Origin of the sequence: Pseudomonas sp. NS1(2017), assembly GCF_002269425.1 — a bacterium.
Lineage (GTDB): Bacteria > Pseudomonadota > Gammaproteobacteria > Pseudomonadales > Pseudomonadaceae > Aquipseudomonas > Aquipseudomonas reactans.
This window is the reverse complement of sequence record NZ_CP022960.1, coordinates 5,611,932-5,630,250: the sequence shown is the minus strand read 5'-3', so window position 1 is coordinate 5,630,250 and position 18,319 is coordinate 5,611,932. Positions and strand designations below refer to the sequence as shown.

Sequence of the window (18,319 nt, the reverse complement as noted above, 5' to 3'; positions counted from 1 at the left end):
CAAAAGTAAGCAAAACGCTCTTGCCCCAACACTCGGCACCTCGCTCACGCTCGGTGTGCCCGTAATCCGACAGGGATTTGGGGGGCCGCCGCCACGCGCCATCCATGGCGCGGGGCCGCTAAACCGGCATCCCTGCCGGTTTACCCCCCAAATCCCTGTCGAATTCCGGCCAGCGTGTTTGACGGGGCGCCTAAGATCAAGATCAAAAGCGACTCGCTTCGCATTGTGGATACGCGGTCTTGTAGGAGCCGGCATTTCAGGTTGGGGTTTGTGGGGCTTGGAGATGCTTGCTCGGGAATGCCTTCGTGTAGGCGTGGCACACCCGCAACACCTGCTCATCGGCAAACCGCGCGCCTACTACATGCAACCCCACGGGTAAGCCATTTGCCGCCAACCCGCACGGGACCGAGGCTGCCGGTTGCTGCGTCAGGTTGAAGGGGTAGGTGAATGGCGTCCATTGTGTCCACTCCTGTAAACCGGAGCCGGGTGGTACGTCGTGCCCGGCGGTGAACGCGGTAATCGGCATCATCGGCGATACCAGCACATCGTAGTGCTTATGAAACGCCGCCATGCGTGCCACCAGTGCCGCCCGTGCCTCAAGGGCTGCGTTGAAGTCGTCCAAACTCAAGCGTTCGCCGCGTTGGGCGATGCGCAGCAGGCCGGGGTCGAGCAGTTGTTTTTGTGCCTCGCTCATGGCGCCGGTCAGGCGTGCCGCGCCGGCTGCCCACAAGGTGCTGAAGACTTCCAGCGGGTCACTGAAGCCGGGGTCGATCTGCTCGACATGGGCGCCCAGTTGTTCCAGGCCTCGCACCGCCTCTGCGACCACCTTCGCCACTTGCGGGTCGACCTCCACGTAACCGAAATTTGGACTGTAGGCCACGCGCAACCCCTTTAAATCAGCCGCGCCCGACAACCACGGTGTGGTCCTCGGCGCACCGATCAACCCGTCCCGAGCATCCGGTTGCGCGATGGTCTGCAGCATCAATACGCTGTCTTCCACCGTGCGGGTCATCGGCCCCAGGTGCGAGAGGATCGTCATGGAGCTGGCCGGCCATTGCGGCACATAACCGAAGGTCGGCTTGATGCCGAAGGTGCCGGTAAAAGCACAGGGAATCCGAATCGAACCGCCCGCATCGCTGCCCTGGTGCAGCACGCCCAGGTTCAATGCCGCCGCCGCGCCCGCGCCGCCGGACGACCCGCCTGCCGTGGTGCGGGTGTCCCAGGGGTTGCGGGTGATGCCGTACAGCGGGTTGTCGGTGACGCCTTTCCAGCCGAATTCCGGGGTGGTGGTTTTGCCCAGCAGCACCGCGCCGGCCTTGCGCATGAAGGCTGGGAAGGGCGCGTCGACGTCCCATGGTCCCTCGGCGGATGAGGTGCGTGAGCCCTTGCGGGTCGGCATGCCGATGGTCAGCGTCAGGTCCTTGATCGAAGAGGGCACACCGTCCAACGGACCGCAGGGTTGGCCGTTCAGCCAGCGTTGTTCCGAGGCGCGCGCCGCATTCAGCGCGCCTTCCGGATCCACGTGGCAATAGGCATTCACCACCGGATTGAAGCGTTCGATACGCAGCAAAGCATCCTCGGTGACTTCCACCGGCGATAGGGTCTTGTCACGAAAATGCTGCAGCAGTTGCACCGCCGTCAGTTGGCCGATCTCACTCATGCGATTTCCCCCTGCGCCGCATTGACCATGGCGCGCAACAACACCGCGCAGCCCGCTGCCAGGTCATCCGGCGCGGCGTTTTCGATTTCGTTATGGCTGATGCCGCCTTCGCATGGCACGAATATCATCCCGGCCGGGCCCAGTTCGGCGACGAAAATCGCGTCGTGGCCGGCACCGCTGACGATGTCCATATGGCTCAAGCCCAAGGCTTCGGCGCCTTCCCGTACTGCGTTGACGCAGACTGGGGCGAAGTCCAGCGGTGGGAAGTCGGCGGTTGGCGTCAGTTCATACGCCAACCCGTGGCTGGCGGCGGTGACTTCGATTACGCCGCGCACTTCATCGACCATGGCTTGCAGTTTGTCTGCATGCAGGTGACGCAGGTCGAGGGTCATGTGCACCTGGCCGGGAATCACGTTGCGCGAACCGGGGTGCAGGCTCAGGCAACCGACAGTGCCGCAGGCGTGGGGTTGCTGTTGGTGGGCTATGCGGTTGACCGCGCTGACCACCTCGGCAGCGCCGACCAGGGCGTCCTTGCGCAGGTGCATCGGCGTCGGGCCGGCGTGGGCCTCGACGCCGGTGAAGGTCAGGTCGAACCACTTCTGGCCCAGGCAACCCATGACCACGCCGATGGTGGTATCCCTGTCTTCCAGCACCGGGCCTTGTTCGATATGTGCTTCGAAGTAAGCGCCGACCGGGTGGCCGAGCACGGCACGGGAGCCGGCGTATCCAATGCGCTGCAATTCGGCGCCCACCGACAGGCCCTGGTCATCGACTTTGTCGAGGGTGTCCTGCAAATCGAACTTACCGGCAAACACCCCGGAGCCCATCATGCACGGCGGAAAACGCGAGCCTTCTTCGTTGGTCCACACCACCACTTCAATCGGCGCTTGGGTTTCGATGTTCAAATCATTCAGGGTGCGGATCACTTCCAGTCCCGCCATTACCCCATAGCACCCATCGAACTTGCCGCCGGTGGGTTGGGTGTCGATATGGCTACCGGTCATCACTGGGGGCAGGGCCGGATTGCGCCCGGCGCGGCGCGCAAAGATATTGCCGATAGCGTCGACACTGACGCTGCACCCGGCGGCCTCGCACCATTGCACAAACAGGTCGCGGGCCTGGCGATCCAGGTCGGTCAGCGCCAGGCGGCACACGCCACCTTTGACGGTAGCGCCGAGCTGGGCCAGGTCCATCAAGGATTGCCACAGGCGGTCGCGGTTGATCAGCGGGGCGTTGCTCTTGAGCGGTTGCGCAAAACTATTCATGTGCAATCTCCGGTCAGGCACTCAGGGCCAAGTAACGGTTTTTGATGGTCGGGTCGGCGCGGAAGGCTTCGGCGCTGCCTTCGTAGACCACCCGGCCCTGTTCAAGCACGTAATGGCGGTCGGCGAGCTTGTCGCAGACCATCAGGTTCTGTTCCACCAGCAGCACCGGCAGGCCATCGTCCTTGACCTTGCGCAGGATCTTCACCAACTCGTCGACGATGACCGGGGCCAGGCCTTCGGTGGGTTCATCGAGGATCAGCAGTTTGGGATCGTTGAGCAGGGCGCGGGCGATGGCGAGCATCTGTTGCTCGCCACCGGACAACGCGTGGCCGGCGTTTTTGCGCCGCTCCTTGAGGCGCGGGAACATGGCGTACACGTCTTCGAGCTGCCAGCGGCTGGTCTTGCGTGCGGCGATGCGCAGGTTTTCTTCGACGGTGAGCAGGCGGAAAATCCCACGGTTCTCCGGCACTAGCGCCAGGCCCTGGCGGGCAATTTCGAAGATCTTCTGGCCCACCAATGCCTGGCCGTTGAAATGGATCTGGCCCTGGCGCGGGCAGATGATGCCGAGGATGCTGCGCAAGGTGGTGGTCTTGCCAGCGCCATTGCGCCCCAGCAGCGTCACCAGTTCGCCAGGGTTGACGGTCAGCGACACGCCTTCCAGCACGTGGCTCTTGTCGTAGTAGGAATGGATATTCTCGACGATCAGCATCAGGCAGCCTCCCCAAGGTAAGCGGTGCGCACGCGTTCATCGGCGCGCACGAATTCCGGCGTGCCTTCCACCAGGATCTGCCCGTGGCTCATCACCGTGATGCGTTGGCTGATGGACATGACGATGCTCATGTTGTGTTCGATCAGCAGGACCGTGTGGTCGCGGCCGAGGTCGCTAATCAACTGGGTCATGATCGGGATGTCATCGATGCCCATGCCCGAGGTGGGCTCATCGAGCATCAACAGTTTCGGTTTGGAGCAGATCGACATGCCCACCTCCAGCACCCGCTGCTGGCCGTGGGACAACTCGCCGGCCAGGGTGTCGGCACGGGCGGTGAGTTGCAGGCGTTCCAGCACCTGGTCGGCCACCTCCAGGTGTTCGCGATTGCTGTCGACGCGGCGCCAGAAATTCAAGGCGCGTGCACCGTCGCGGCCCTGGGCGGCCAGGCGCAGGTTTTCGCGCACGCTGAGGTTCTGGAACAGGCTGGTGAGCTGGAACGAGCGCGCCATGCCCAGGCCAACGCGGCCGTGGGCGGGCTTGCGCATCAGGTTCTTGCCGTCGAAATGAATCGCCCCGGCGGTGGCCTGGCGTTCGCCGGTGAGACAGTGGAACAGGCTGGTCTTGCCCGCGCCGTTAGGGCCGATGATGGTGTGGATAGTGCCGGCCTCGACCTTGAGGTTCACGCCGTTCACCGCATGGAACGCGCCGTAGGCCAGTTCCAGGTCCTTGGTTTCCAAAAGGATGCTCATAGCCCTTCCTCCTTGGCGACAACGGCCGTGTTGCGATGGCCGCGTACCTTTTCGAACAGCGACGCCAGGCCGCCCCACAAACCACCGCGCATGAAGATCACCACCAGGATCAGGATCACCCCCAGCAGCATCAGCCAGCGTGGCCACAGGTCGGAGAGGAAATCCCCGAGCAGCACGATGGAACCGGCGCCGAGCAGCGAGCCGAACAACGAGCCGGTGCCGCCGACGATGGTCATGATCAGGATGTTCTCGGACATCGCCAGGTCGATATTCGACAGCGGCACAAAGTGCAGCAGCATCGCGTACAGCGCGCCGGCAATCCCGGTGACTGCGCCGGACAACACGAAGACCAGGATCTTGAAGTGGCGCGTGTCGTAGCCGATGGCCGAGGCGCGGGTTTCGTTTTCGCGGATCGCCATCAGCGTGCTGCCGAAGGGCGAGGCAATCACCCGGCGCGCGCCGATGAAGATCAGCAGGAACAGCACCGCGACAAAGCCGTAGAAGGCACGGGCGTCGGCCAGTGACAGCAGCACGGTTTCACCCACGCGGATCTCCGGGCGCGGCACGCTGAGCAGGCCGTTGTCGCCACCGGTCCAGTCGCTGAGGGTGTAGGCGACAAAGTAGGCCATCTGGCTGAATGCCAGGGTCAGCATCACGAAGTAGATGCCGGTGCGACGGATCGCCAGGGCGCCCACCAGCAACGCCAGGAAACCACCGGCCACGGCGGCGCCGAGCAACGCTGTGAACAGGCCCAGTTGCAGATGGATCATCAGCAACGCCGCGCAATATGCGCCGGCCCCGAAGAAGATGCCTTGGCCGAACGACAGCAGGCCGGTGTAGCCCAGCAGCAGGTTGCAGGCCAGGGCCGCCATCGCAAAGATCAGGATCTCGGTGGCCAGGGTCGCCGAGGGCAATATCAACGGTAGGCCGATCAGCACCGCCAACACCCACAGCAACATCGCGCGCGATTGCGTCTTGGCAAACGGCAGGGGATTTTTCTCGCTCATGTCAGGCTCTCCCAAACAGGCCGTAGGGACGGACCAGAATCACCACGGCCATGGCGCCGTAGATCATCAGGCTCGCGCCCTGGGGCCAGAGTGTGGTCATCAGGCTTTGCACCACGCCCACCAGCAAACCGCCGACCAGCGCACCGCTGAACGAGCCCATGCCGCCGATCACCACCACCACGAAGGCCACCCCGAGAATCTCCGGGCCGACAAAGGGCTGCGCGCCGCGCAACGGGGCGAACAGCACGCCCGCGACACCGGCCAGGGCCACGCCGAGGGCGAAGGTCATGGAGAACAGCCGGAAAATATTGGTGCCCAGCAGCGATACGGTTTCGGTGCTTTCACTGCCGGCCCGCACCAGGGCGCCGAAGCGCGTGCGTTCCAGCAGCAACCACAGGCCGAGGCCGACCAGCCCGGAAAACACGATGAGAAACAGGCGGTAGTAGGGGTAGACGAAGTCGCCCACCACCAGCACGCCGCGCAGCAGTTCCGGCACGGCGACGCTTTTGCCCACCGGGCCCCAGATCATCACGCTGGCCTCCTGGATGATCAGCGCGATCCCCAGGGTCACCAGAATCTGGAACATGTGTGGCAAGTGATAGATCCGCTGGATCAACAACCGCTCGATGGCCCAGGCCAATGCGGCCACCACCAGCGGCGCAATCAGCAGCGCCAGCCAGAAGTTGCCGGTGAGGCTCACGGCGGTGTAGCAGATGTAGGCACCCAGCAGGAAAAACGCGCCGTGGGCGAAGTTGACGAAGTTGAGCAGGCCGAAAATGATCGTCAGCCCGACCGCGATCAGGAAGTAGATCATTCCCAATCCGAGGCCGTTGAGGATCTGGAACAGGTAAAGATTAAGCATGCAGGAACCCTCTGCAGGAGGCCGCTTGCACGGCCCTGCGCTACCAAATTCAGGGGGATCAGCCGAGCGTGCAGCCCGTGGCTTCCACCGGCGGGAACGACTGGCCGGCGCTGAGCACTTTGGCCAGGTCATCCTTGTCGGCCATGTCGGCGGTGGCCTTGCCGATCAGCAGGTAGTAATCCTTGATCACCTGGTGGTCGCCGGCGCGGATCGACTCCTTGCCGGTGGGCCCTTCGTAGCTCAGGCCCTGCAGGGCCTTGGCCACGGTCGGCCCGTCGAAGCTGCCGGTAGAAATAATGGCTTCGAGCATGACCTTGGTGCTGATGTAATCGGCGGCCAGCGGGTAGGTAGGGTTGATGCCGTATTTGGCTTGGGTGAGCCTGACCAGTTCACGGTTGAGCGGGGTGTCGACCTGGTGCCAGTACTGCGCGCCGAGGTACACGCCTTCCAGCACATCGCTGCCCAGCTCCTGGAACTGGTCGAGGCCCGCGGACCATACCAGCAACACCTTCATGCGCTCCTTGATACCGAAGTTGACCGCCTGGCGCAGGGTGTTGGACGACTGGCTGCCGAAGTTGAGCAGTACCAGCACATCGGGCTTGGCGGCGATGGCGTTGGTGAGGTAACCGGAAAATTCCTGCTCCTGCAACGAGTGGTAGCTGTTGCCGATGTGTTCCAGGCCGTTTTCCTTGAGCACATTCTTCGCGCCTTCGAGCAGCGCTTCGCCGAACACGTATTGCGGGGTGATGGTGTACCAGCGCTTGGCGTCCGGCAGCAGCTTGATCAGCGGCCCCATGGTTTCGCGGATCGCACCGTAGGTGGGCACCGACCAGCGGAAGGTTGCCTTGTTGCAGTCCTTGCCGGTGACTTCATCGGCGCCCACCGGGGTCATGAACACACCGCCGACCTTGTCCACCTCCTTGGCCACCGCCAGTGCCGACGACGACAGGGTGCAGCCCTGGAAGAACCGCGCGCCGTCCTGCTGGATGGCTTCCTGCACCTTGCGCACGGCCTTGCCGGCGTTGCCTTCGGTGTCGATCACCTTGTAGTTAAGCGGGCGGCCGAGCAGCTCGGGGTGTTGTTCCACCGCCAGGCGCGAACCCATGTCGGCAAACTTGCCATAGCTGGCAAACGCGCCAGACATGGACTTGAGGCCGTAAAAGGTAAAGGGCTCGGCGGCGAATGCAGACCGGATGCTCAGCGGGAGGCTGAGGGCGGCGGCTGCGGTAAGACTGGCTTTCAACAACGTACGACGCTGCATGGGGTGACTCCCTGGTTTAGTTATTGGCAGGAGTGGCAATGGCGATACGGTGGAGCAAGGGCCTGTGGGCAGGCCTGTTATTGGAGGGGGGCTGTCAGTGGGTGTGATCGAACTCCAGCAAAAAGTGCGGGCTGACCTGGCCTTCAAGGGCGGTCATGTGGTGTTCGGCATCGCACATGTGTTCATGCATCAAGCTGCGCACCGCGCTTTCATCCCCGGCACGAAAGGCGATGAGCAACTGCTTGTGATAGTCGAGGTTGGCGGCGTCGAACTGCTTGCGCTTGGGCTTGTAGGCTTTTTTCAGCACCACCAGGTCGCGCAGTAGATCGTTGAGGAACTGCGCCATGAAACTCAGCAACGGGTTGGGACAGGCCTTGGCCAGCAGGTTGTGGAATTCCAGTTCCGCCAGGCGCTGTTCACGCTGGCCGGCTTCGCTGTCTTCGGGCGCGCTGCAAAAATCCACGTTGTCTTGCAGGGCCTGGTAGTCGTCTTCGCTCAAGCGCCCAAGCACCGACACCGCCAGTTCCACTTCGATGACTTTACGCAATTGGTACACCTGTTCGCCATCCAGGTGCTGGAAGTGCAGGTAGTTGCGCAACGCGCGGCTGGCCGGTTCGGTGCCCGCCTGGTTCAGGTAGGCGCCGCCGCTGGGCCCGGTGCGGGTGCTCACCAAGCCTTCCACTTCCAGTGCCTTGAGCGCTTCGCGGGCCGAACCTTTGGAGCACTGGAAGCTTTCCATCAGCTCGCGCTCGGTGGGCAGGCGGTCGCCGGGCTTCAACGCGTCGGTGACGATGGAGCGCTTGACCGACTCGACAATCACATCGGACAGCTTCTGGCGTTTGCGTCGTAGCGGGCGGCTTAGCATAGGTTCGATTTATCGTATTAATGCGGATAAATAGCACTTAATAACGATCGGGCTGCAGCGTCAACGGCGAGTGTCGTTTTCGATGGCAACAGGTCGCAATCGGGTGGCTACTCACCGTTGCCCGAATCCAGGCAACGCGTGGACCTCGGTGGCTGCTTGCCGAACACCAGAAAATCCCCCACCCAGCGATTGATGCAACTGTTGGTGTCTTGTTTGGCCGTATCTTTCAGGCGCAGTTGTTCAACGTGGGTCGCTGGCAATTCGAGCTGCTGCGCATTGACCAGCACCATGCGCGCCACCCGTTCGGGAAACAGTGCGGCGTAACGGCTGCCCAGGCGGGCCGTATCGGCATTGCCCAGGTAGAGCAGTTGGGCGTCGCCCAGTTGGGTGCGGACAAACTCTAGGTCCTGAGCGGACTGTTCGATTCCATTGTCGTTGCCGAGATCGCGAGGGCTGAGTTCGATCACGTCGTAGCGGTTGACCAGTGTGCGATATGCCGGGTTGGAGTAGGAGCCCCAGAGGCTGCTCAGCTGAATGACAAAGGTGCCGCCTCGATCGCGTTTAGGCGCGTCGCCGGGCAGGGCAAACACCACGCCTTCGCGGTTCAACGGGTCACGGGCGCCGACGCGGGTCAGGTAGAGGCGCAGGTTGCCTTGCCGGGGCGCAGCATAATTGCGCGGTACGCTCACGACCCCGCATTGGGTGCGTTCCAGCACTTCGGGGTCCAGGCGTTCAACCGTAGGGAACGGGCAATCCAGCAGCCAGTCAATGGCGGTGGGGGGAATCAGTTCTTGGGCAGCGCTTGCCGTCACCCAGAGACAGGCGCACATCAGGTATTTTGCGACAGTCATCAAGAGGTCCTGGGCAACCGTGTGAGTACGGTTTTTTTACCAAGGACCTTTGCTCGAAGAATGTAGGGCGAGAAGAAAGTTGGTGTACGAAAGCGGAGTTTTGTTTATCGGATCTGCGTCTGCCAGCCGCCACCCAGGGCTTTGTACAAGGCGATACTGGCCTGCAGGCGCGACAGTCGCAGTTGCACGTTCTGGTCTTGGGCCGCGTACAGCGTGCGCTGGGTTTCCAGTACCGTGAGCAGGTCTTCGGCGCCTGCCTGGTAGCGGCTTTCAGCGATCTGGAAGGCGGTCTGGGCCTGTTGCAGTTCTTCGCTTTGCCATTCGCGCTGCTGGTCGAGACGGGTGATGCTGCTGAGGGATTTTTCCACGTCGGCAAAACCATTGATGATTGCGCCGCGATAGGTTTGCAGCAGTTCATCCTGGCGCGCGCGGGCCTTGTCGCGTTCAGCACTTAAACGGCCGTTGTTGAAGATTGGCGCCACCAGCCCAGCGGTCAGCGTGTAGTAAGGGCTGCGCAGGATATCCACGGCCTTGTAGGCGTCGGATCCCAGGGTTGCGCCGAGGGTGATGGCGGGCAGCATGGCCGCACGGGCCACGGTGACGTCGGCCTGTGCTGCCGCCAATTGCGCCTCGGCCTTGGCGATATCGGGACGGCGGCTGAGCAATTGACTGGGCATGCCGGCGCCGATGGCAGGCCAGGTCAAGTCTTGAAACGGTTCGCTGCCAAGGTCCAGGGCTTGGACGGGTTGGCCGAGGAGGGCAGCCAGGGTGATCCGCGACTCTTCGGCCAGTTGCTGAATCAACGGCAGTTGGCGTTGCTGGCTGGCCACCAGGCTTTTTTGCTGGGCCAGTTCCAGGGCGGTGGCGGAGCCGGCGTCATAGCGGGTCTGCACCAGGTCGAGCACGTTACGCGCATTGGCCAGATTCAGTTCTGCAATCTGCTGGCGTTGCTGCGCGGCCAGGGTTTGTGCGTAGCGGTCGGCCACGCTGCTGAGCAAGGTCAGCTCTACGGTGGCCTGGTCAAACTCGCTGGCGCGCAGCGTCTGCAGGGCGCTGTCGCGGGCGGCGGCGCGGCCGCCCCAGAAGTCCACTTCGTAGCTGGCGGTGAGGTTGGCGCCAAAGTTGTCGACGGCGTCATTACTTTGTGACGCGTCAAGGTCCGGTCCACCCGGGCCCCGTAACAATTTCTGACGGCTGGTGGTGAGGTTGAGCTTCACTTCCGGCAACAGCGGTGCACCCGCGATCACTGCGCTGGCTTGGGCCTGACGCACGCGTGCGGTGGCGGCGGCGACGTCGAAACTGTCACGCCTTGCCTGGTCGACCAGGCGGTTGAGCTGCGGGCTGCCAAACTGTGTCCACCATTGCTGGTTGGTGGCTTGGGTAGCGTCGCGCTCGGCAAATTGCCAGGCGGCAGGCGCTGCAATCCCGCTGTCGAGCGCCGGCGGGTTGCCGGTGCAGGCGCTGAGTAACACGCACAAGGCGGGCAGGTAGAGGGACGGTTTATTCACTGGTCAACGCCTTAACCGGATCGAGCCGGGCAGCTTTACGGGCCGGCATGAAGCCGAATACGACACCGGTGACGAGTGCGCAACCAAAGGCGCCAAACACCGCCAAAAGGGAGAACTGCACCGCCACCTTGGCCAGTACCAGCACGCCGCCGACCAACAGTGCCAGGGCGATGCCGCACAGCCCGCCGACCACCGAGAGCATCACCGCTTCCGTGAGGAACTGACGCAGGATGTCGCGCTGGCGTGCGCCGGTGGCCATGCGGATACCGATTTCACGGGTGCGCTCGCGTACGGTCATCAGCATGATATTCATCACGCCGATCCCGCCCACCAGCAGGGAAATGGCGGCAATCGAACCGAGCATCAATGACAGCGTGTTCTGCGTGCGGGCCTCGGCCTGGATCATCGCCGCGTTATTGGTCAGCTCATAGTCGCGCTTGCCGTTGTGCAGCTTTTGCATCAATTGGTCGATGGCGACCTCGGCTTCGTGGACCTTGCGCGCATCCGCCGCCGCGATCACTACATACTCGGGGTTGTAGCTGCCGAACAGGCGCACGCTGGCGGCCGTGTATGGGATGGCAACGCGGTCGTCACTGTCCTTGTTGCCGGACGCGGCGCCTTTTTCCGCCAGCACGCCGATCACTTGGAACGGTACGTTTTCAATCAGGATGTACTGGCCGAGTGGGTTGACTTCGCCCTTGAACAGCTTCTCGCGCACGCGATGACCGATCACCGCCACGGTGGCGGCGGCGCGCTCGTCGGCGGCTGTGAAGTAACTGCCCTCGACCACCGGCCAATTGAAAATCTCCGGGAAATTGGTGTCATTGCCGCCCACGTAGGCCATGTAGTCCACGTTGCCGTAACGCACCCCGACTTCGCTGCCGTTGACCGGCATGATGTGCTTTACCTGGGGCAGGGCCGCCAGCGCGTGGACGTCATTGAGGGTGACGATGCCCAGCGGTGTACGTGGGTTCGGCGACGAGCCACTGAGGTAGATGATGTTGGAGCCGAACGCGCCCATCTGCGCCATGACCTGGCGCTTGCTGCCTTCGCCCACCGCCAGCATCACCACCACCGACGCCACGCCGATGATGATCCCCAGCAGGGTCAGCGCGGTGCGGAAACGGTTGATCCACATCACCCGCCAGGCGGCTTGCACCGCGTCCACCAGTTCGGCTTTCCACGCGCCATTGTGCTCGGCGCCGTCGGCCAGGCGTTGGCGCAGGTCCACGGCTTGCAGGGCGCCGTTCGCTAGTGCTGGTGCAACGTCGTTGCCGTCGGCCGAATCGCTGATGATCAAGCCATCGCGAATCTCGATGATGCGATTGGCCCGCGCCGCCACTTCGCGGTCGTGGGTAATCAGGATCACCACGTGGCCCTGGCTGGCGAGTTCATCGAGCAGGGTCATGACCTCGGCGCCGCTGTGGCTGTCGAGGGCGCCGGTGGGTTCGTCGGCGAGGATGATATGCCCGCCGTTCATCAACGCACGGGCAATGGACACCCGCTGTTGCTGGCCGCCGGAAAGCTGGTGCGGGCGATTGCCGGTGCGCTCGGCCAGGCCCAACCGCGTGAGCAGGGCGTTGGCGCGCGCATGGCGCTCGGCGGCGCTGATACCGGCGTAGATCGCCGGCATCTCGACGTTTTCCTGGGCCGAGCCCGACGGGATCAGGTGGTAGCCCTGGAACACGAAGCCAAAGGCTTCGCGGCGCAGCCAGGCGAGTTCGTCGCTGTCCAGATGGGCGACGTTTTCCCCGGCGAACAGGTAGTCGCCGGTGCTTGGACGGTCGAGGCAGCCGAGGATATTCATCAACGTGGACTTGCCGGAGCCCGAGGCACCGACGATGGCGACGAATTCCCCGGCATGGATCGACAGGTCGATGCCGCGCAACACGTCGACCTGCGGGCTGTCGCCGCCGCCGTAGGACTTGCGGATGTTCTTGAGTTCGATCAGGGGCGTGGTCAACTCAACCCCCGTTGCCGTCGGCCGGGCCGATCAGCAGGTGATCGCCTTCGCTCAAACCGTCCAGCACCTGGATGCGCAGGCGGTCGCTGATGCCCACCTGCACCTGGCGCTGCTCGATTCGGCCATTCTTGCCCACGACCTGGGCGATCTGCTGGTTGGGGGTCGCCGTGCCCGATAACGCGGAGACCGGCGCGGTGAGGGCGTCCTTGACCTGGCTGGCGACGAAAAATACCTGGGTGGTCATTTCGGCCATCAACGCGTTGTCGCTGTTGTCCACATCCAACAGCACGGTGTACAGCACCACGCGGCCGCTGCCGCTTTTGCTGGTGCTGTTGGGGCTGCCGCTGCCTTGGGTTTCATTCAATGGCTTGGGCGGGATCGGCAGGATCTGCCGCACGGTGCTGGTCCAGCGTCGGTTGCCGCCGCTCAACGTGGTGAAATACGCGGTCATGCCCGGTTTGACGTGGCCGATATCGGCTTCCGAGACCTCAGCCCACACCGTCATCGGAGACAATTTGGCGATACGCAGGATCAGCGGCGTCTGCTGCTGGGCGTTGAGGGTCTGGCCGACCCGCGCGTCCACCGCGACCACGGTGCCGGTCATCGGCGCGTAGATGCGCGTGTAGCCCAATTCAGCTTCGTCACTGCGCAGGCTGGCCTGGGCTTGCTGGATTTGCGCCTGGAACATGTCGACCCGGGCCTGGGTGGCGCTCAGCTCGGCCTTGGCGGTTTGAACGTCTTCTTCACGGGTGGCGTTGCCGGCGGCCAGGCGTTGCTGGCGCTGGTACTTCTGGCGAGCCAGTTCGTGCTGGGCCTTTTGTTCCTGCAACTGGGCCTTGAGGTTTTCGATGGCGTAGCGGCTGGCGTCCAGCTTGGCTTTTTGCGTGGACGGGTCGATCTCCACCAGCAACTGACCTTCCTGGACCTGGTCGCCAGCCTCGACGTGGATCTTGCGGATTTGTCCGGAGGCCTGGGCGCCTACGTCCACATACCGGCGCGGCTGCAGGGTGCCGAGTGCGGTCACGCTGTTTTCGATACTGCCGCGGGTAACGGTGACGGTGGTGAGGGTGTCACGCCCCGGCGGCAGCACTTGCCAGGCCGCGATGGCGAAAATGGGGATCAGGCACGCGATAACAAGCAAGGCGCGTCGGGCAGGTCGAGGGCGTTTCATGCTTTGGTTCCAGCCAGGAAAGTTCGGACCGCAGTTGCGGGGAGCTGACAAGTAAACGAGAGAATTGCGCGGGGATTTAGGCGGTTACATAAGCAGTTACAGCTCCCTTGAAGAAAAAATATCATCCGTTGATGCAAGTCTGCTTTAAAAGTAGATGAGAATTACTATAAATTGCAGGCACTCAAACTGCCATCATCTGAAGGCTGTCTTTATTTGCACCCAGGGACCTAATGCCGCCACCCGGCGGTCGGGAGTCATGTTGGAAAACTACTATCGCGAGCTGGTGTGTTTCCTCAACGCCAAGCTGGGCAACCGTCAGGTGGCCGAGGATGTGGTGCATGACGCTTATGTCCGGGTGCTGGAGCGTTCCAGCGACACGCCCATCGAACAACCCCGTGCCTTTTTGTACCGTACGGCGCTCAACCTGGTGATCGACGGCCATCGGCGCAATGCCTTGCGCCAGGTCGAACCCCTGGATGTGCTGGATGCCGAAGAACGCTTTGCCAGCAGTTCGCCGCACACCAACCACGACCACGGCCAACGCCTGGAACTGCTCGAACGCGCCCTGGCCGAGCTGCCGGCGGCCTGTCGCGACAGCTTCCTGTTGCGCAAGCTCGAAGGCCTGACCCATCTGCAGATCGCTGAACGCCTGTGTATTTCCCGCGCCTTGGTGGAGAAACACATCGTCAACGCCATGAAGCACTGCCGGGTGCGGATGCGCGAGTGGGAAGCGCACTGATCAATGATCAGTTAAATTTTATTTCACTGTCCTCGTTTCCTATCAACACACGGCCTGTTGTTCAGGTCTTGAAGGTATTCCCGCCCCACCGCCAAGGGGCTTATCCAGAGGACACTGGAATGACACAGGCAATTGCTTCGCCCGCGGTTCACGACCTGATCGGTATCGGTTTCGGCCCTTCGAACCTGGCGCTGGCCATCGCCCTGCAGGAGCGCGAAAAGGCCCAGGGCAAACTGGACGTGCTGTTTCTCGACAAACAGGCTGACTACCGCTGGCACGGCAATACCCTGGTGACCCAGAGCGAGCTGCAGATCTCGTTCCTCAAGGACCTGGTGACCCTGCGCAACCCCACCAGCCCGTATTCCTTTGTCAACTACCTGAAAGCCCACGACCGCCTGGTGGACTTCATCAACCTGGGCACCTTCTATCCGTGCCGCATGGAGTACAACGACTACCTGCGCTGGGTCGCCGGGCAGTTTCAGGCCCAGGCACGCTATGGCGAGGAAGTGCTGGCCATCGAGCCGATCCTGCACCAGCAGCAGGTTGAAGCGCTGCGCGTGATTTCCCGCGATGCGCTGGGTGAGCAACATGTGCGCACCACCCGTTCGGTGGTGGTCAGCGCCGGCGGCACGCCGCGTATTCCTGAAGCGTTCAAGGCGCTGAAGGGCGACAGCCGGGTGTTCCATCATTCCCAGTATCTGGAGCGCATGGCCAGCCAGCCGTGTGTCGAGGGCAAGGCCATGCGCATCGCCATCATCGGCGGTGGCCAGAGCGCGGCGGAAGCCTTCATCGACCTGAACGACAGCTTCCCGTCGGTGCAGGTCGACATGATCCTGCGCGGTTCGGCGCTCAAGCCGGCGGATGACAGCCCGTTCGTCAACGAAGTGTTCTCGCCGGCCTTCACCGACCTGGTGTTCCAGCAGGAGGGCGCCGAGCGTGAGCGTTTGGTCGCCGAGTACCAGAACACCAACTATTCGGTGGTGGACCTGGACCTGATCGAGCGTATCTACGGCATCTTCTACCGCCAGAAAGTCTCCGGCATAGCGCGCCAGGCGTTCCGTACCATGACCGTGGTCGAGAAAGCCACCCCAGGCCCGCTGGGCATTGAATTGGTGCTGCGCAACAACGCCAACGGCGACACCAGCATCAACCACTACGACGCGGTAATCCTGGCCACTGGCTATGAGCGCCAGACACACCGCGCCTTGCTCGCGCCGCTGGAAGACTACCTGGGTGACTTCGAAGTGGCGCGCGACTACCGCATCGTCACTGACGAGCGTTGCAACGCGGGCATCTACATCCAAGGCTTCAGTCAGGCCAGCCACGGCTTGAGCGATACCTTGCTGTCGGTGCTGCCGATTCGCGCGGATGAGATTGCCGCGTCGTTGTATGCGCTGGACCGTGGGCGCGGCAAGGGGCGTTCGGTGCAGGACCTGCTCCTGGCAACTGCCAGCTAATACTCACCCCCTCTGCAGGAGCGAGCGTGCTCGCGAAAAACGCCCAGACGACGCGTTCATTCTGAATGGCTGCGTTATCGTTGACGACCTTCGCGAGCAAGCTCGCTCCTACAGACGGCACTTGTGGCAAGGAGTGGCTATTGGTACTGTACAAAAAACCAGTATCGGTAACCCTCCATGCAGTTGATCGAAAAACTCAGCATTCTCGCCGACGCCGCCAAGTACGATGCGTCCTGCGCCAGCAGTGGCGCACCCAAGCGCAGCTCCGAAGGCAAGGCGGGGCTGGGGTCTACCGATGGCATGGGCATCTGCCACAGCTACACGCCGGACGGGCGCTGTGTTTCGCTGCTCAAGGTGTTGCTCACCAACTTCTGTCTCTACGACTGCCAGTACTGCGTCAACCGCCGCTCCAGCGATGTGCCCCGCGCGCGTTTCAGCCCGGAGGAGGTGGTCACCCTGACCCTGGATTTCTACCGGCGCAATTGCGTCAGCGGGCTGTTTCTCAGTTCCGGCATCATCCGTTCGTCCGACTACACCATGGAGCAGTTGGTGCGGGTCGCCAAATTGCTGCGCGAAGAGCATGACTTTCGCGGCTATATCCATCTCAAGACCATTCCCGATGCCGACCCGGCGCTGATCGCCGAAGCCGGAAAGTATGCCGATCGCCTGAGTGTGAACATCGAACTGCCCACCGAGGCCAGCCTGCAGACCCTGGCGCCGGAAAAAAAGATCGTGTCGATCAAGCAGGCCATGCAGACCATCTATACCGGCGAGCAGACGGTCCGTAACGAACCGCGCGCGCCGCGTTTTGCCCCGGCCGGGCAGAGCACGCAACTGATCGTCGGCGCCGATGACACCGATGACAGCACCATCCTCCACGGTGCCGAGGCGTTGTACGGCAACTTCAAGCTGCGCCGCGTGTATTACTCGGCATTCAGCCCCATCCCCAACAGCCCGAAAAGCGTGCCCCTGGCAGCACCGCCGCTGATGCGCGAGCACCGTTTGTACCAGGCTGATTTCCTGCTGCGCAGCTATGGTTTCAACGCCAATGAACTGTTCAAAGGTCCAGGCCACCTGGCGCTGGATATCGACCCCAAGTTGGCCTGGGCCTTGGAAAACCGTGAGGTGTTCCCCCTGGACCTGAACCGCGCCGAGCCGACCTTGATCGCGCGTATCCCAGGCATCGGCCTGCGCACCACCCAGCGCCTGGTGGACCTGCGCCGCGAGCGCAAGATCCGCTTCGAAGACCTGGCGCGCATGCGCTGCGTGCTGGCCAAGGCCAAGCCGTTTTTCATCACCAGTGACTACCACCCGCAACAGGCCGACAGCACCAGCGTGTTGCTGCGCGAACAACTGCGTGACCGTCCGCAGCCGCAGCAAATGGGGTTGTGGGGATGATCAGCCTGGAGTGCGACAACCTGTTCAGCACCTGGCGCGAGCAGGCGCGCTGGCTGCTGAGCCATCAGGTCGACCCCAGCCAGGTGAGCTGGGGCGAGGCTGAGGTGGCCGACCTGTTTGCCACCGACGTAGCGATTCCGGAAGGCTTGGGGCCTTACCAGACGCGGGTGCCCAAGGCCCTGTTGGAGTTGCTGGAGTCGGCCGCCTGTTACCACGGCGAACAGCGCTGGAGCTTGTTGTATGAAGTGTTGTGGCGCGTCAGTCATGGTGACCGCACGGCAATGCTGGCGGGGGACAAGCTGGGCAGTGAGTTGCAGCGGCGGATCAAGCAGGTCAGCCGTGAGGCACACCATCTGCATGCGTTTGTGCGGTTTATCGCGTTACCCGTCGAGGCGGGGCCGGAATTGCCCGAGTACGTCGCCTGGCATGAGCCTGCCCACGACATCCTGAAATCGGCCAGCCAGCATTTCATCGGGCGCATGGGGCGCCATCGCTGGATGATCGCCACGCCGTTGGACGGGGTGTATTACGACGGTGAGCAGTTGATTCATCAGCGCGAGTGCCCCGAGGCGTGGCGGCACTTGGCGCAGAATGTCGAAGACCCCCACAGTGCGATGTGGCTGACCTACTACAGCCACATCTTCAATCCGGCGCGCTTGAACCCCAAGGTGATGGAAGGGCATTTGCCCAGCCGGTTCTGGAAGAACCTGCCAGAGGGCAAGTTGATACCGGGGTTGATCAGTGAGGCGCGGATGGGCAAGCAACGGGATGGGCAGGCGAAGCTGATTGGCACCAAGCCTGGCAAACGCATCAACACCCCCCTGTAGGAGCCGGCTTGCCGGCGATGAGGCCTT

At 62.8% G+C, this 18,319-nt stretch carries 16 protein-coding genes; 4 read left to right on the top strand and 12 right to left on the bottom strand.

Annotated features, from left to right (window positions below):
- Window positions 1-256: 256 nt before the first annotated feature.
- The 12 genes from CI807_RS26240 to CI807_RS26185 form a co-directional block, all read right to left on the bottom strand.
- A complete protein-coding gene (locus CI807_RS26240) occupies window positions 257-1,660 on the bottom strand; it encodes an amidase (protein WP_095016833.1) in 1,404 nt (467 codons plus the stop codon).
- Complete coding sequence (locus CI807_RS26235) at window positions 1,657-2,925, bottom strand: Zn-dependent hydrolase (protein ID WP_095016832.1); 1,269 nt, start codon at window positions 2,923-2,925, stop codon at window positions 1,657-1,659. Before CI807_RS26235 ends, CI807_RS26240 begins: the two co-directional genes overlap by 4 nt.
- Before the next feature lie 13 nt (window positions 2,926-2,938).
- Window positions 2,939-3,634: an ABC transporter ATP-binding protein gene (locus CI807_RS26230; RefSeq protein ID WP_028617000.1), complete on the bottom strand. Its 696-nt coding sequence runs from the start codon at window positions 3,632-3,634 to the stop codon at window positions 2,939-2,941.
- Window positions 3,634-4,383 carry an ABC transporter ATP-binding protein gene (locus CI807_RS26225; protein ID WP_095016831.1) on the bottom strand — a complete coding sequence of 250 codons (750 nt, stop codon included), beginning with the start codon at window positions 4,381-4,383 and terminating at the stop codon, window positions 3,634-3,636. Before CI807_RS26225 ends, CI807_RS26230 begins: the two co-directional genes overlap by 1 nt.
- Window positions 4,380-5,390, bottom strand: a complete 1,011-nt coding sequence (locus CI807_RS26220) for a branched-chain amino acid ABC transporter permease (protein WP_095016830.1) — start codon at window positions 5,388-5,390, stop codon at window positions 4,380-4,382. Before CI807_RS26220 ends, CI807_RS26225 begins: the two co-directional genes overlap by 4 nt.
- A gap of 1 nt (window position 5,391) precedes the next feature.
- Window positions 5,392-6,252 (bottom strand): branched-chain amino acid ABC transporter permease, encoded by an 861-nt coding sequence (locus CI807_RS26215; RefSeq protein ID WP_016974865.1) that lies wholly within the window; start codon window positions 6,250-6,252, stop codon window positions 5,392-5,394.
- 58 nt (window positions 6,253-6,310) lie between these two features.
- On the bottom strand, window positions 6,311-7,513 hold the full coding sequence (locus CI807_RS26210) for an ABC transporter substrate-binding protein (protein ID WP_095016829.1): 1,203 nt from the start codon (window positions 7,511-7,513) through the stop codon (window positions 6,311-6,313).
- 94 nt (window positions 7,514-7,607) lie between these two features.
- Window positions 7,608-8,378 (bottom strand): FadR/GntR family transcriptional regulator, encoded by a 771-nt coding sequence (locus tag CI807_RS26205; RefSeq protein ID WP_095016828.1) that lies wholly within the window; start codon window positions 8,376-8,378, stop codon window positions 7,608-7,610.
- A 107-nt stretch (window positions 8,379-8,485) separates the two neighbouring features.
- A complete protein-coding gene (locus CI807_RS26200) occupies window positions 8,486-9,229 on the bottom strand; it encodes an alpha/beta hydrolase (protein ID WP_095016827.1) in 744 nt (247 codons plus the stop codon).
- 104 nt (window positions 9,230-9,333) lie between these two features.
- Window positions 9,334-10,737, bottom strand: coding sequence for an efflux transporter outer membrane subunit (locus CI807_RS26195; protein ID WP_095016826.1), 1,404 nt, complete (start codon window positions 10,735-10,737; stop codon window positions 9,334-9,336).
- Entirely contained in the window at window positions 10,730-12,700 is a 1,971-nt protein-coding gene (locus CI807_RS26190; protein WP_095016825.1) for a MacB family efflux pump subunit, read from the bottom strand. The genes CI807_RS26195 and CI807_RS26190 overlap by 8 nt, the downstream gene beginning before the upstream one ends.
- 1 nt (window position 12,701) lies before the next feature.
- Window positions 12,702-13,871, bottom strand: coding sequence for an efflux RND transporter periplasmic adaptor subunit (locus CI807_RS26185; protein ID WP_095016824.1), 1,170 nt, complete (start codon window positions 13,869-13,871; stop codon window positions 12,702-12,704).
- A 256-nt stretch (window positions 13,872-14,127) separates the two neighbouring features.
- Here CI807_RS26185 and CI807_RS26180 point away from each other — a divergent pair, with 256 nt between their 5' ends.
- The 4 genes from CI807_RS26180 to CI807_RS26165 all read left to right on the top strand — a co-directional run bounded on the left by CI807_RS26180 (window position 14,128) and on the right by CI807_RS26165 (window position 18,292).
- Window positions 14,128-14,610, top strand: a complete 483-nt coding sequence (locus tag CI807_RS26180; protein WP_016974871.1) for a sigma-70 family RNA polymerase sigma factor — start codon at window positions 14,128-14,130, stop codon at window positions 14,608-14,610.
- Window positions 14,611-14,729: 119 nt separating this feature from the next.
- Window positions 14,730-16,067 (top strand): lysine N(6)-hydroxylase/L-ornithine N(5)-oxygenase family protein, encoded by a 1,338-nt coding sequence (locus tag CI807_RS26175; protein WP_016974872.1) that lies wholly within the window; start codon window positions 14,730-14,732, stop codon window positions 16,065-16,067.
- Between the two features lie 177 nt (window positions 16,068-16,244).
- Entirely contained in the window at window positions 16,245-17,465 is a 1,221-nt protein-coding gene (locus tag CI807_RS26170; RefSeq protein WP_016974873.1) for a putative DNA modification/repair radical SAM protein, read from the top strand.
- The gene (locus CI807_RS26165) at window positions 17,462-18,292 is read left to right on the top strand and encodes a TIGR03915 family putative DNA repair protein (protein WP_095016823.1); all 831 of its coding nucleotides are present in this window, start codon (window positions 17,462-17,464) and stop codon (window positions 18,290-18,292) included. The genes CI807_RS26170 and CI807_RS26165 overlap by 4 nt, the downstream gene beginning before the upstream one ends.
- Window positions 18,293-18,319 lie beyond the last annotated feature (27 nt).

Bases quoted from the DNA above. Each gene is read 5' to 3' on its own strand.
- CI807_RS26240 (WP_095016833.1), bottom strand. From the start codon at position 1,660: ATGAGTGAGATCGGCCAACTGACGGCGGTGCAACTGCTGCAGCATTTT.
- CI807_RS26235 (WP_095016832.1), bottom strand. From the start codon at position 2,925: ATGAATAGTTTTGCGCAACCGCTCAAGAGCAACGCCCCGCTGATCAAC.
- CI807_RS26230 (WP_028617000.1), bottom strand. From the start codon at position 3,634: ATGCTGATCGTCGAGAATATCCATTCCTACTACGACAAGAGCCACGTG.
- CI807_RS26225 (WP_095016831.1), bottom strand. From the start codon at position 4,383: ATGAGCATCCTTTTGGAAACCAAGGACCTGGAACTGGCCTACGGCGCG.
- CI807_RS26220 (WP_095016830.1), bottom strand. From the start codon at position 5,390: ATGAGCGAGAAAAATCCCCTGCCGTTTGCCAAGACGCAATCGCGCGCG.
- CI807_RS26215 (WP_016974865.1), bottom strand. From the start codon at position 6,252: ATGCTTAATCTTTACCTGTTCCAGATCCTCAACGGCCTCGGATTGGGA.
- CI807_RS26210 (WP_095016829.1), bottom strand. From the start codon at position 7,513: ATGCAGCGTCGTACGTTGTTGAAAGCCAGTCTTACCGCAGCCGCCGCC.
- CI807_RS26205 (WP_095016828.1), bottom strand. From the start codon at position 8,378: ATGCTAAGCCGCCCGCTACGACGCAAACGCCAGAAGCTGTCCGATGTG.
- CI807_RS26200 (WP_095016827.1), bottom strand. From the start codon at position 9,229: ATGACTGTCGCAAAATACCTGATGTGCGCCTGTCTCTGGGTGACGGCA.
- CI807_RS26185 (WP_095016824.1), bottom strand. From the start codon at position 13,871: ATGAAACGCCCTCGACCTGCCCGACGCGCCTTGCTTGTTATCGCGTGC.
- CI807_RS26180 (WP_016974871.1), top strand. From the start codon at position 14,128: ATGTTGGAAAACTACTATCGCGAGCTGGTGTGTTTCCTCAACGCCAAG.
- CI807_RS26175 (WP_016974872.1), top strand. From the start codon at position 14,730: ATGACACAGGCAATTGCTTCGCCCGCGGTTCACGACCTGATCGGTATC.
- CI807_RS26170 (WP_016974873.1), top strand. From the start codon at position 16,245: ATGCAGTTGATCGAAAAACTCAGCATTCTCGCCGACGCCGCCAAGTAC.
- CI807_RS26165 (WP_095016823.1), top strand. From the start codon at position 17,462: ATGATCAGCCTGGAGTGCGACAACCTGTTCAGCACCTGGCGCGAGCAG.